The sequence below is a fragment of the Curtobacterium sp. NPDC089991 genome (assembly GCF_044748425.1).
Lineage (GTDB): Bacteria > Actinomycetota > Actinomycetes > Actinomycetales > Microbacteriaceae > Curtobacterium.
The window spans coordinates 344,717-356,587 of the sequence record NZ_JBIVGB010000002.1 but is presented as its reverse complement, the minus strand read 5'-3'; the positions used below and the strand labels follow the sequence as shown (position 1 = coordinate 356,587).

The 11,871-nt window shown below is 72.6% G+C and carries 13 protein-coding genes; 9 read left to right on the top strand and 4 right to left on the bottom strand.

Going from position 1 to position 11,871, the window contains the following annotated elements:
- The first annotated feature begins 103 nt into the window (after positions 1-103).
- Complete coding sequence (locus ACIPV1_RS06835) at positions 104-598, top strand: 2'-5' RNA ligase family protein (protein WP_402726003.1); 495 nt, start codon at positions 104-106, stop codon at positions 596-598.
- A 69-nt stretch (positions 599-667) separates the two neighbouring features.
- Here the strand turns inward: ACIPV1_RS06835 and ACIPV1_RS06830 are convergent, their stop codons facing one another.
- The 3 genes from ACIPV1_RS06830 to ACIPV1_RS06820 form a co-directional block, all read right to left on the bottom strand.
- The gene (locus ACIPV1_RS06830; protein ID WP_402726002.1) at positions 668-1,915 is read right to left on the bottom strand and encodes an FAD-binding protein; all 1,248 of its coding nucleotides are present in this window, start codon (positions 1,913-1,915) and stop codon (positions 668-670) included.
- Between the two features lie 41 nt (positions 1,916-1,956).
- The gene (locus ACIPV1_RS06825; RefSeq protein ID WP_402726001.1) at positions 1,957-3,438 is read right to left on the bottom strand and encodes an MDR family MFS transporter; all 1,482 of its coding nucleotides are present in this window, start codon (positions 3,436-3,438) and stop codon (positions 1,957-1,959) included.
- Between the two features lie 132 nt (positions 3,439-3,570).
- Positions 3,571-3,852 carry an acylphosphatase gene (locus ACIPV1_RS06820; RefSeq protein ID WP_228504877.1) on the bottom strand — a complete coding sequence of 94 codons (282 nt, stop codon included), beginning with the start codon at positions 3,850-3,852 and terminating at the stop codon, positions 3,571-3,573.
- Positions 3,853-4,018: 166 nt separating this feature from the next.
- On the opposite strand from ACIPV1_RS06820, the gene ACIPV1_RS06815 reads away from it, so the two are divergent.
- The 7 genes from ACIPV1_RS06815 to ACIPV1_RS06785 all read left to right on the top strand — a co-directional run bounded on the left by ACIPV1_RS06815 (position 4,019) and on the right by ACIPV1_RS06785 (position 10,624).
- Complete coding sequence (locus ACIPV1_RS06815; protein WP_111084339.1) at positions 4,019-4,717, top strand: NrtR DNA-binding winged helix domain-containing protein; 699 nt, start codon at positions 4,019-4,021, stop codon at positions 4,715-4,717.
- Positions 4,718-4,725: 8 nt separating this feature from the next.
- Positions 4,726-5,997 carry a quinolinate synthase NadA gene (gene nadA, locus ACIPV1_RS06810; RefSeq protein WP_131879365.1) on the top strand — a complete coding sequence of 424 codons (1,272 nt, stop codon included), beginning with the start codon at positions 4,726-4,728 and terminating at the stop codon, positions 5,995-5,997.
- 50 nt (positions 5,998-6,047) lie between these two features.
- On the top strand, positions 6,048-7,679 hold the full coding sequence (gene nadB, locus ACIPV1_RS06805; RefSeq protein WP_402726000.1) for an L-aspartate oxidase: 1,632 nt from the start codon (positions 6,048-6,050) through the stop codon (positions 7,677-7,679).
- A complete protein-coding gene (nadC, locus tag ACIPV1_RS06800; protein WP_123938578.1) occupies positions 7,676-8,554 on the top strand; it encodes a carboxylating nicotinate-nucleotide diphosphorylase in 879 nt (292 codons plus the stop codon). Before nadB ends, nadC begins: the two co-directional genes overlap by 4 nt.
- Positions 8,555-8,556: 2 nt before the next feature.
- Entirely contained in the window at positions 8,557-9,750 is a 1,194-nt protein-coding gene (locus ACIPV1_RS06795) for a cysteine desulfurase family protein (RefSeq protein WP_402725999.1), read from the top strand.
- A 93-nt stretch (positions 9,751-9,843) separates the two neighbouring features.
- Positions 9,844-10,110: a hypothetical protein gene (locus tag ACIPV1_RS06790; RefSeq protein WP_123938580.1), complete on the top strand. Its 267-nt coding sequence runs from the start codon at positions 9,844-9,846 to the stop codon at positions 10,108-10,110.
- Positions 10,111-10,333: 223 nt separating this feature from the next.
- Positions 10,334-10,624: a hypothetical protein gene (locus ACIPV1_RS06785; protein WP_111084333.1), complete on the top strand. Its 291-nt coding sequence runs from the start codon at positions 10,334-10,336 to the stop codon at positions 10,622-10,624.
- Here ACIPV1_RS06785 and ACIPV1_RS06780 read toward each other — a convergent pair.
- Positions 10,584-11,096 (bottom strand): MSMEG_6728 family protein, encoded by a 513-nt coding sequence (locus tag ACIPV1_RS06780; protein ID WP_123938581.1) that lies wholly within the window; start codon positions 11,094-11,096, stop codon positions 10,584-10,586. The two genes, ACIPV1_RS06785 and ACIPV1_RS06780, sit on opposite strands and share 41 nt — an antisense overlap.
- Before the next feature lie 89 nt (positions 11,097-11,185).
- Between ACIPV1_RS06780 and ACIPV1_RS06775 the strand changes: the two genes are divergently transcribed.
- Positions 11,186-11,782 carry an NAD(P)H-dependent oxidoreductase gene (locus tag ACIPV1_RS06775; RefSeq protein WP_165901113.1) on the top strand — a complete coding sequence of 199 codons (597 nt, stop codon included), beginning with the start codon at positions 11,186-11,188 and terminating at the stop codon, positions 11,780-11,782.
- Positions 11,783-11,871: the final 89 nt, after the last annotated feature.

Below are 11,871 nucleotides of genomic sequence, written 5' to 3'. Positions count from 1 at the left end.
GGTCCGCGGCGTGGAGTCGAGTGTGACGGGAGCGGGTCCCCGGTGCGAGTTCCGTTCCGCCGTGTTACATCGCCGTCACGGGGTGCATTGGTTCACTCGGTACGTGCGCAGCATCGAACTCGTCCTCGACGGCCCCTCGGACCGAGCGGTCCGGGCGCTCTGGCTGACCCTCGTCGCCGCAGAGCTGCCGAGCCTCGGCCACTCGGGGACGAACGACCCGCACGTCACCCTCGTGGCCGGCGAGGCGCTGCCCGTGCCGACGGACCTCGACGTCGCGGTGCCCGAGACCCTGCGCGTCGCCGGTGTCCTGCTCTTCCCCGCCGGCCCCGGTCGGCACGTGCTCGGCCTCGGCGTGGTCGTCGACGAGCCACTGGCCCGCTTCCACCGCGCGGTCGACGCCGCCGCTCCGGGCTCGGTCGAATCGTCGCTGCCCGGTCGGTGGGCGCCGCACGTCACCCTCGCTCGGCGGATCCGCGACGTCGACCTGCCGGCGGCGCTCCGGGTCCTCGCTGCGGACGCGCCCCTGCCCGAGGTGCTCACCGTGGGCGGTCTCCGGCACTGGGACGGGGATGCGAAGGCGGTCACCCGCCTGCGCTGACGCGCCCTGCGGACCGGCACCGGGGCGCGGGCGCGCTGGGGCGCAGGGGCGTCGGACTGGAGGCGCGGGTCAGGCCCGCAGCACCCGCTCGCCGAACGCGGATGCGAACGTCCGGTCCGGGTCGGCTCGTGCGATCAGCTCACGGACGTCCGCCACCCGCGGGTACAGCTCGGCGATCGCGTCGCCGTCGAGCGAGCTCATCTTGCCCCAGTGCGGTCGCCCGTCGAACGGTGCGAGCCGCGCCTCGAGGTCGGGCAGCAGCGCAGCGACCGCCTCCGGGTGCTTCTGCCAGGTGAACGCGATGCAGAGCACGTCCTCGCCCTGGGTCGGGCTCAGCCAGAGGTCGTCGGCCGCCATCGTCCGCAGCTCGCAAACATGCAGGTGCGGCTGGATGCGGTCGGCCAGCCCGCGCAGGGCGTCGAGCGCCGCCGCCGCATGCCGGAGCGGGACGAAGTGCTCGCTCTGCACCTCGGACCCGTGGCTCGGCACGGACTCGATGGGGAAGTGCGGCAGCCGGTCCCACCAGGGGCCCACCGAGCCGTCGCGCGCCGTGTGGTGGCCGTCGCCGGGGGAGCCGGGCAGCCGGGGTGCACCGAACAGGTCGTCCGGCACGGCGGTGTCGTCGGCGCCGTCGGGCAGCCGGGACTTCACGAGCGCCTCGCTGATCTCGTCGCCGAAGACCGTGTAGGCGCACACCGAGTACCCGGCTGCGTGGACTGCGGCGACGTGGTCGGTGAACGTGCTCCACGGGAACGGCCCGTACGAGTCCTGCCGCATCCGGTACGTGGGTTCGAGGTCGAGCGTGACCCGGGTCACGATGCCGAACAGCCCGAGGTGCAGGACCGTGCCGGGGAACGCCGGGTCGGTGCGGTCGACGGTCCGGAGCGAACCGTCGGGGCCGAGCAGTTCGAGGGACCGGACCGCGGTGGTCAGCGAGCCGAGGGTGGTGCCGGAGCCGTGGGTGCCGGTGGCGACCGCGCCGCCGACGGAGATGTGCGGGAGCGAGCCCATGTTGTGCAGCGCGAACCCGGCGCGGTCGAGGTCGGGAGCGACGACGCCGTAGCGGGTGCCGGCTCCCAGGGTCGCCGTCCGCCGCTCGGGGTCGACGACCAGGTCGGTGGGGATCGCGGTCAGGTCGAGCAGGACGCCAGGGGCGTCGGCGGAGTCGTTGAACGAGTGCCGGGTGCCGAGCCCGTGCACCCGGGGGGAGCGAGCGACGACCTCGGCTGCTTCGTCGATCGAGCCCGGTCGGAGCACCTGCTCGGCCGTGTACGTGACCGTGCCGGACCAGTTCAGTTCGCTCGCCGTCGACCGCATGCCGCCCACGATGCCACGTGGACCCGTGGGCGGCACTGCTGTCAGTGCGCGGGCGGGGGCGTCGGCGCGCCCTCGGGCACCGCCGGACGGGTGACGAAGACCGATGCCAGGATGCCGAACAGCGAGATCACCGCGCCGACCATGAACGCGGTCTTCACACCGGAGGCGGTCGCAGCGGCCACGGCGTCCGCACCCGCGCCGGTCGCTGCCGTGGCGGCGCCGATCGTGAGCAGGGTGACGAACAGGGCGGTGCCGGCGGCTCCGGCGAGCTGCTGCGCCGTGCCGAGGACCGCGCTGCCGTGCGAGTAGAGCTTCGGGGGCAGGCCACCGAGCGCCGCCGTGAACAGCGGGGTGAAGGTGAGCGCCAGGCCGATGCTCAGCACGACGTGCGCCCCGAGGACGAACCACACGCTGGTGTCCACGCCGACCGTGGAGAGCGCCCAGAGCACCGCGCTGACGATGATCGAGCCGGGGATGAGCAGCACGCGCGGTCCGCGACGGTCGTAGATGCGTCCGACGATGGGGGAGAGGAGCCCCATGAGCAGCCCGCCGGGGAGCAGCAGCAGTCCGACGTTCAGGACCTCGAGCCCGAGGACGCGCTCCAGGTAGATCGGCAGCAGGATGAGCGTGCCGAACATCGCCATGAAGCTCAGCGCCATCGCGACGATCGGGACGGTGAAGCCGCGGGTCTGGAAGGTGCGCAGGTCGAGCAGGGCGCTGTCGGTGCGCTGCAGTCGGGTCTGACGGAGGATGAAGACCGTCAGGGCGACGGCACCGACGACGAGCGCGGTGACCGGGACGAACAGGCCGGTGGTGCCGGCCTCGCCGATGCTGGACAGGCCGTAGACGATCCCACCGAACGCGAACGCGGACAGGATCACCGAGACGACGTCGAGCGGTGCCCGGCGGGGCGTCGAGACGTTGCGGACCTTGACCATGCCGAGGATGAGCGCAGCGATCGCGATCGGCAGGACGAAGCCGAACAGCCAGCGCCAGTCGAAGGCGTTGAGGATGAGCCCGGAGATCGTCGGGCCGATGGCCGGCGCGACCGAGATGACGATCGAGATGTTGCCCATGATGCGGCCACGGTGGGCCGGGTCGACGAGGGTGAGCACCGTCGTAATCAGGAGCGGCATCATGATCGCGGTGCCGCTGGCCTGGACGATGCGGCCGACGAGCAGCAGCGTGAACCCGGGTGCGAGCAGGGCGATCAGGGTGCCGGCCGAGAACAGGCCCATCGCCCAGACGAAGACGGGGCGGGTGTTGAACCGCTGCAGCAGGAACCCGGTGATCGGGATGACGACCGCCATGGTGAGCAGGAAGCCCGTGGTCAGCCACTGCCCGGTCGCCGCACTGATGTCGAGGTCGTCCATCAGCCGCGGCAGCGCCACGCCCATGATCGTCTCGTTGAGGATGACGACGAACGCGGACACGAGCAACAGCCCGATCACGAGTCGGGTCTCGGCAGCGGTCGGTTGCGAGACGCTTCCCGTGCGGGGGGCGGAATCGACGGCCTGGGTCATGCGGGAGCTCCTGGTGGATCACGACTGGTGGAACGAGGTGGCGCAGAACGCGCAGACAGGGCAACCGCCTGAGTGGATTCGATTATTCCGCTCCGCACCGACATCCGCACGTGAACGGTCGGTGCGACCGGGTCAGTGCAGGATCGCGAACCCGTCGGCGTCGCCGTGCGGCACGACCGGCCGGAACTCGACGTCCGTCACGGTGGCCGACGGCGGCCCGCTCCGCAGGCACTCCATCAACGTCTCGACCGCGACCGACGGCCCCTCGGCCTCGACCTCGACGGTGCCGTCCCAGAGGTTCCTGGCGTACCCGACGAGGTCGAGCCCGTCGGCCTTCCGTGCCGTCCAGTACCGGAATCCGACCCCCTGGACGGTCCCCGACACCACGGCATGCATCCTCGTCACCGTCGTCATGATCCTCACCGTATCCACGCGGGGCCTCCCGGAGTTTTCGGCCTCGTGACGATCTGTTTCCGGTTCGTGACGACCCGGAGCCGCCTGCGGGCGCAACACACCGCGAAGCGGTGATAGTGTCATCGCAACCCGAACACTTCGAGTCAGAATGACATTAAGGTCCACCATGGACGAAGCAGGCATCCGCGTCGCGGTCTCGACCGTGATCGTCGCGCTGCGCCCGCACCCCGACACCGGGGCGCCGGCGCTGTGGATGCCGCTGGTGCGCCGGGTCGCCGAACCGTTCGAGGGGTCGTGGGCGCTGCCCGGCGGCTGGGTCGGCGTCGACGAGGGACTCGAGGACTCCGCCGCGGCCCGACTGCGCGAGACGACGAACGTGCAGCCCCGCTACCTCGAACAGCTCTACGCGTTCGGCGACGTCGGCCGCTCACCGAGCCGGGTGGTGTCGATCGTGTACTGGGCGCTCGTGCACCCGGACGAGGCGAACGTCGTGCCGGACGACTGGAACGTCCGCTGGTTCCTCGCCGATGAGCACCCGCCGCTCGCCTTCGACCACGACCGGATCGTGGAGTACGCGCTCTGGCGGCTCCGCACCAAGATGTCGTACTCCCGCATCGCCCAGGCCTTCCTGGGGGACCGGTTCACCCTCGCCGAGCTGCGCGGGGTGTACGAGGCGGTGCTCGGGCGCGCGCTCGACCCCGCGAACTTCCGTCGGCAGGTCGAGAAGACCGACGCGATCCTGCCGACCGACGAGACCACGAGCGGGGGTCGGCACCGTCCGGCCCGGCTGTACCGCTCGAACCCCGACCTGGCCTACGCGGACAACGGCCCGCTGCAGCAGGGCACACGACCGCAGAACCGATAGGAACCACCGTGTCCATCGCGACGACCATCGACCTCATCTCGAACGGCAAGGCCGGCGGCAGCACCTGCACGCCCGACCTCGCCATGCCCACGTGGGACTTCGACTCCCGGCCCGGGTACGGCCCGGGCTCGTCGATGACCGACGTCATCCCGACGAGCGCACCGCGGCAGGGCGTGCTGCCGGACGAGTACAAGACCGCGCCGACCGACGAGCTGCACGCGCGCATCGAGCGGGCGAAGGCGACGCTCGGCGACCGGGTCGTCGTCCTCGGGCACTTCTACCAGCGCGACGAGGTCGTCCGGCACGCGGACTTCCTCGGTGACTCGTTCCAGCTCGCCAACGCGGCGCTGACGAAGCCCGACGCCGAGGCCATCGTGTTCTGCGGCGTGCACTTCATGGCCGAGACCGCCGACATCCTGGCCCGCGACGACCAGCGCGTCATCCTGCCGAACCTCGCAGCCGGCTGCTCGATGGCGGACATGGCCGACATCGACAGCGTCGAGGCCGCCTGGGCCGAGCTGACCGCCGTCTACGGCACCGAGCCCGACGCCGACGGCCGGGTGCCCGTCATCCCCGTCACCTACATGAACTCCGCTGCCGACCTCAAGGCGTTCTGCGGGCGCAACGGCGGCATCGTCTGCACCAGCTCGAACGCCGCGACGGTGCTCGAGTGGGCGTTCGAGCGCGGGCAGCGCGTGCTGTTCTTCCCCGACCAGCACCTCGGTCGCAACACCGCCAAGGCCATGGGGATCAGCACCGACCTGATGCCGATGTGGAACCCCCGGAAGCCCCTCGGTGGCAACGAGCAGAGCGACCTCGAAGCGGCGAAGGTCATCCTCTGGCACGGCTTCTGCTCGGTGCACCGCCGCTTCACCGTGGACCAGATCGACCAGGCCCGGCGCGAGCACCCCGGTGTCCAGGTCATCGTCCACCCGGAGTGCCCGATGGCCGTCGTCGACGCCGCCGACCACGCCGGCAGCACCGACCTGATCCGGAAGACCGTCGCCGCGGCCACCGAACCGACCACGTTCGCGATCGGCACCGAGATCAACATGGTGAACCGGCTCGCCGCCGAGTACCCGCAGCACACGATCTTCTGCCTCGACCCGGTCGTCTGCCCGTGCTCGACGATGTACCGGATCCACCCGGGCTACCTCGCCTGGGTGCTCGAGGCACTGGTGCGCGGCGAGGTCCTCAACGAGATCGTCGTCCCCGCCGAGGTCCAGGCCGACGCCAAGGTCGCGCTCGAGCGGATGCTCGCGGCCAAGCCCCGCGGCTGAGCCCCGAGCCCGAGCCCGAGCCCGAACCCGAACGACCGAGGGAGACCACCGTGCACGTCGTCATCGTCGGCTCCGGCATCGCCGGACTGACCGCAGCGATCCGTGCCAGCGCCGTCCACGACGTCACGCTGGTGACGAAGGGCGCGCTCGCCGACAGTGCCACCGCGTACGCCCAGGGCGGGGTCGCGGTGGCGCTCGGAGCCGACGACTCGCCGGCACTGCACCAGGCCGACACCCACGTCGCGGCAGCCGGCAGCGCGGACGCGCGCGCCGTCGAGGTCCTCTGCACCGACGGGCCAGCCCGGGTCCGCGACCTGCTCGCCCTCGGTGTGCCGTTCGACCGCTCGACCGACCCGTCGGCACTCGACCGGTACGGCGACGACCTGGCCCGCGGGCGCGAAGCCGCGCACGGACGCTGGCGCGTGGTGCACGCCGACGGCGACGCGACCGGCGCGGCGATCGAGCGTACGCTCATCGACGCGCTGCACCGCCAGCACGTCACGATCCTCGAGCGCACCTGCCTCACCGACCTGGTCGTGCGCGACGGCACCGTCGTCGGCATCGACGTCCTCGACCTGCTCGGCGAACCCCGACGGATCGACGCCGACGCCGTCGTGATCGCCTCCGGGGGAGCGGGACACCTGTACCGCGAGACCACCAACCCGCTCGTGGCGACGGGGGACGGCGTGGCCGCCGCGTGGCGTGCCGGAGCGGTGGTCGCCGACCTGGAGTTCGTCCAGTTCCACCCGACCCGCCTCGCGGTGCCGGACGGCGGGCTCGTGTCCGAGGCCGTCCGCGGCGAGGGAGCCGTCCTCCGCGACGCGCGCGGACGCCGCTTCATGACGGCGGTGCACCCGGACGCCGAGCTCGCTCCACGCGACGTCGTCGCCCGCGGCATCGCCGCCGCCGTCCGCGACCAGGGCGGCGCACCGGTGCTCCTCGACGCCACCGGACTCGGCGCGGACTTCCTGACCGGACGCTTCCCCGGACTCACCCGGGCCACCCGTGCGGCCGGTTTCGACTGGACCCGACAGGGTGTGCCGGTGTCCCCGGCGGCCCACTACTCGATGGGCGGCATCGCCACCGACGCCGAGGGGCGCACCAGCCTCCCGGGGTTGCTCGCGATCGGCGAGGCCGCGTGCACCGGGGTCCACGGCGCGAACCGACTGGCCTCGAACTCCCTGCTCGAGGGGCTCGTCTTCGCGGTCCGCGCAGCGGACGCGGTCGCCGGAACCCGGCCCGGCCTGCTCCGCCTGCGGGGGAACGCAGACCTGCGCGTGACCAGCGTTCCCCGAGCGGCGGACGTGATCCGCGCCTCCCGTCAGGCCCTGCCTGGAGGCGCGACCCACCTCGACGACGTCGGTGCCGTCCGGCAGGCGGTCCAGGCCGTCATGACCGACCGCGTCGGGCTGCTGCGTGACGCGACCGGACTGGCGAGCGCCCGGCGCGACCTCGACGCGCTCACCGCGCCCGCCACCGGCGGCGTGCGCGAGCACGAGGACCGCGCACTGCTCGACCTGGCACGGCTGGTGGCGCTCGCCGCCGAGACCCGCACCGAGTCCCGCGGTGCCCACGCCCGCACCGACCACCCCGACACCGATCCAGCAGCCCCGGCCTCGTACGCCTGGGTCGCCGAGACGGTCACTCGACACATCGCCGTTCCGCAGGAGGTTCCCGCATGACCATCGACCCCGGCACCATCCCGCCGCACGCCCTCCGCCGCGTCATCGAGACCGCGCTGGAAGAGGACGCGCCCTGGGGCGACGTCACCAGCGAGACGCTCATCCCGGCCGACGCGACCGCGACGGCGACGCTCGCGGCCCGTGAGCCCGGAGTACTGAGCGGCGGGACCGTCTTCGTGGCGGTCATGCACGCGGTCGACCCGTCGATCCGGGCGACCTTGCACGCCGACGAGGGGTCCGCGTTCACCGCCGGCGACACTCTCGCCACCGTGACGGGGTCGGCGCGTTCGGTGCTCCGCGCCGAGCGGGTCGCGCTGAACCTGGTGCAGCGCATGTCGGGGATCGCCACCGCCACCGCGGCCCACGTCGCGGCCGCAGCGGGCACCTCGGCGCGCATCGTCGACACCCGGAAGACCACGCCAGGGCTCCGTGCGCTCGAGCGGTACGCCGTGCGCTGCGGCGGCGGGCACAACCACCGCACGTCGCTGTCCGACGCCGTGCTGGCCAAGGACAACCACCTGGCCGTGCTGCTCGCCGGCGGCATCGGCATCGGTGACGCGATCACCGAAGCACGGCAGCGACTCGGGCACACCGTGCACGTCGAGGTCGAGGTGGACCGCATCGACCAGATCGAGCCCGTCGTCGCGGCGGGCGTCGACACGATCATGCTCGACAACTTCACGCCGGCCGAGCTCGAGACGGGTGTCGGCATCGTCGCTGGTCGCGCGCTCGTCGAGGCGTCGGGCGGGGTGTCCCTCGACACCGTCGCGGCCATCGCCGCGACCGGGGTCGACGTCATCTCGGTGGGGGCGCTCACACACTCGGCCCGGGCGCTCGACCTCGGGCTCGACATCGCGGTGGCGGCCGGGGACTGACCGTGTTCTACCTGGACCGGGCGGCCACGACCCCCGTCCGCCGCGAGGTCCTCGAGGCGATGTGGCCGTACCTGACCGGGGTGTTCGGCAACCCGTCGTCGACGCACGGTGTCGGTGACGAGGCCGCGCGCGGGCTCGCCGCTGCACGGGCCACGGTCGCCGGCGTGCTCGGCTGTCGACCGGCCGAGGTCGTCTTCACCACGGGTGGGACCGAGGGTGCGAACACCGCGGTCAAGGGGATCGCGCTCGCCGCCCCACGCGGACGCCACGTCGTCACCAGTGCGATCGAGCACGAGGCCGTGCTGGAGAGCTGCGCGTACCTGGCACGCTTCCACGGCTTCGACGTCACGGTGCTGCCGGTCGCGTCGGACGGCCTGGTCGACCCGTCGGTGCTGCGTGCGGCGCTCCGGCCGGACACGACCCTCGTGTCGATCGCGCACGCCGACAACGAGATCGGCACCGTGCAGGACGTCCGGGCGCTCGCCGCCGAGGCCCACGCGGTCGGCGCGCGCTTCCACACCGACGCCGTGCAGTCCGCGCCGTGGCTGCCGGTCGGGCTCGACGTCCTGGGCGTCGACGCACTGTCGCTGTCCGGGCACAAGCTCGGGGCGCCGAAGGGGACCGGCGTGCTCGCGGTCCGGTCGGGGGTGCCCGTCGAACCGTTGCTGCACGGCGGGGGACAGGAGCGGGGCCGACGCTCCGGCACCGAGGACGTCGCCGGCGCGGTGGCGGTCGCGACGGCGCTCGGGCTGGTGGCCTCCGGCGGTGCTGCTGCCGCCGGTGGTGCTGCTGCCGCCGGCGGTGCTGCTGCCTCTGGTGGTTCTGCTGCCTCCGCCGCCGCGACGACCGTCCGTGACGCCGTGCTCGACGGGGTGCTCGCCGCCGTCCCCGGCGCGTTCGTGACCGGGTCGCGCGAGCACCGGCTGCCCGGGCACGCGTCGTTCTGCTTCCCCGGGGTCAACGGCGAGACCGTGCTGCTCGAGCTGGAACAGCGCGACGTCGTGTCCTCGTCCGGCAGTGCCTGCGCCGCCGGCAGCACCGAGGCGTCGCACGTGCTCACCGCGCTCGGGATCCCGGACGAGGTCGCCCGGACCGCGCTCCGACTCACCTTCGACGGTTCACTCGCCGCGGAGGACGTACCGGTCGTCGTCGGAGCGGTCGCGGACGCCGTGGCCACCGTCCGCGCACTCGGCTGACGTGTCGAACGCGGGGTGTACTAGACGTTCTACTCCATGAGTGGGGTCGTGTCCCCCCTTATGCGGACACGGAATCTGCGCCAGAGTGTCCACATGGCAAACGTGATGTTGACCCGGACACGACGGGACGACCGCTTCCGAGCGGTGCAGCTCCTGCCTGCACCGGCGACCCTCGTCGCGCTCGCCCTGGCTGCGCAGCACGACCTCGGCACCGCCCCCCTCGGGCTGATCGCCGCCGTCGGAGCCCTCGCGACCGTCGGGAGCGCCCTGCTCCCCATGATCCGACCCGCCGCCGCTCGACGATCGATGCCCGCACCGATCGAGACGGACCGGTACCGAGAGGACACCGAACACCCTTGAGGTCCGACACCGCCCGGCTCCTCCCGTGACCCGGCCGGTGCCCCAGACCGGATGCCGATACCCCTGATCGACATCCGGAGCGGGGCGCGACGTTCCCCCTGTCGTCGCGTCCCGCCACACACCGCGACCCGCCGTGGGCCGACGTCGACCCCCTGAACGACGTCAGTTCCCCTGCAGCCCACGGCGGGCTCCCGGTGTCTCCCGCTCCCGCTACCGTCGGGGCATGCCCTCGTACCGTGTGACCCTGGCGATCGGCGCGCTCGCCGCCGGGACCGCGCCCGACGCCGTCCTGCCCGCTGCGGCCCGGCTGGTCGCCGAGCACGCCGTGGTCGAGGCGCAGGACGTCCGCCTGCTGCGCGGTGTGCCGTGCGCAGTCGTCCGGTTCGAGTCCGACGACGACGCAACGGCAGCGGTCGTGCGCGACCGGGCCGTGCACGGCCTCCGCGACGTGGTCGAGATCCGCTCCGACGTCGTCACGCGCCGCGACGGTGCGCGGTGGATCCCGGTGGCGTGACGGCTGCGGCCGTGCTGCCCGGGGCGTGCGGCGTGCCCGGCCAGACGTAGTCCAGGTCGTCGGGTGCGTCCGGGAACAGTGCGCGGTAGTGCTCCGGCGCCTTCTGCACGAGCTTCGAGCGGTGTGACGCGTGCAGGGCCTCGTCGTCGTTCCACGGCGGGATCGGGACGTCGCCGCGCTCGTACGCCACCAGGTCCTCCGGGACCCGCCCGAGGTCCAGCAGCGTCTTCTCCAGGCAGGTGTCCACGTGCCCGCGGTCGAGCCAGACGCGGCACGTCGCCTCCTGGTACGCCATCAGCGCCGGACGGTAGCCGCGCCACATCGCGGTGACCGGGTGGTGCTGCCAGCCGTACCCCGGCAGCGTCAGCGCCCGCATCACCTGCAGGGTCTCCACGCGCTGCTTGCCGAGACGTCGGTCGTCGAGGACCTCGGCAGAGGCCCGGAAGTCGGCGTACGGCAAGAACGTCTGCATGCCGCGGGACGGTACCCGGGGGGCCTGGCACCCGACACATGTCGTCACACGCGGACCGCCTCGGTGGCAGGCGTGTGAGCATCGACCGCATGAGTGGAGAACTGGTCGTCGGCGTCAGCGGTAGCCCTTCGGACCCCTCGAGGACGTCCACCCTGGTCGCGGCCACGGTGGCGCGCCTCGGGCAGGAGATCGAGGGTGCCCGCACCGAGACCATCGAGATCGGCCCGCTCCTGGCCGACCTCGGTGCCGCGTCGTCGCGCGAGGCGATGTCCGAGCGCACCCGGGCGGCACTCGAGACCGTCGAGGCCGCCGACGTGCTCGTCGTCGGCAGCCCGGCGTTCCGCGCCGCCTACTCCGGCGCGTTCAAGCTGTTCTTCGACTGGATCGGGCAGTACGACCTCGTCGACACCCCGGTCCTGCTGACCGCGACGGGCGGCAGCGACCGTCACGCCCTGCTCGTCGAGCACCAGATGCGCCCGCTGTTCGGCTTCTTCCAGTCGACGACGCTGCCGATCGGGGTGTTCGGCAACGAGCGCGACTTCACCAAGCGCGAAGGTGGCTACGACATCGGCAACGTCGACCTGGAACTCCGCATCGACCAGGCCGTGCGCCGGGCGATCCCGATCATCCGCGGGGGGTTCGCCACCGCCGGCCTGGCCGACGTGCGGCGCCCCGCGGACTTCTGACACGGGGCCGCCGCTCTCCCGCGCGTTCCTGGTCGATTCGGGCGTACCTGGTCTGGAGTTCTCACCAGGTACGCCCGATTCGACCTCGC

Bases quoted from the DNA above. Each gene is read 5' to 3' on its own strand.
- ACIPV1_RS06830 (WP_402726002.1), bottom strand. From the start codon at position 1,915: ATGCGGTCGACGGCGAGCGAACTGAACTGGTCCGGCACGGTCACGTAC.
- ACIPV1_RS06825 (WP_402726001.1), bottom strand. From the start codon at position 3,438: ATGACCCAGGCCGTCGATTCCGCCCCCCGCACGGGAAGCGTCTCGCAA.
- ACIPV1_RS06820 (WP_228504877.1), bottom strand. From the start codon at position 3,852: ATGACGACGGTGACGAGGATGCATGCCGTGGTGTCGGGGACCGTCCAG.
- ACIPV1_RS06815 (WP_111084339.1), top strand. From the start codon at position 4,019: ATGGACGAAGCAGGCATCCGCGTCGCGGTCTCGACCGTGATCGTCGCG.
- nadC (WP_123938578.1), top strand. From the start codon at position 7,676: ATGACCATCGACCCCGGCACCATCCCGCCGCACGCCCTCCGCCGCGTC.
- ACIPV1_RS06790 (WP_123938580.1), top strand. From the start codon at position 9,844: ATGGCAAACGTGATGTTGACCCGGACACGACGGGACGACCGCTTCCGA.
- ACIPV1_RS06785 (WP_111084333.1), top strand. From the start codon at position 10,334: ATGCCCTCGTACCGTGTGACCCTGGCGATCGGCGCGCTCGCCGCCGGG.
- ACIPV1_RS06780 (WP_123938581.1), bottom strand. From the start codon at position 11,096: ATGCAGACGTTCTTGCCGTACGCCGACTTCCGGGCCTCTGCCGAGGTC.
- ACIPV1_RS06775 (WP_165901113.1), top strand. From the start codon at position 11,186: ATGAGTGGAGAACTGGTCGTCGGCGTCAGCGGTAGCCCTTCGGACCCC.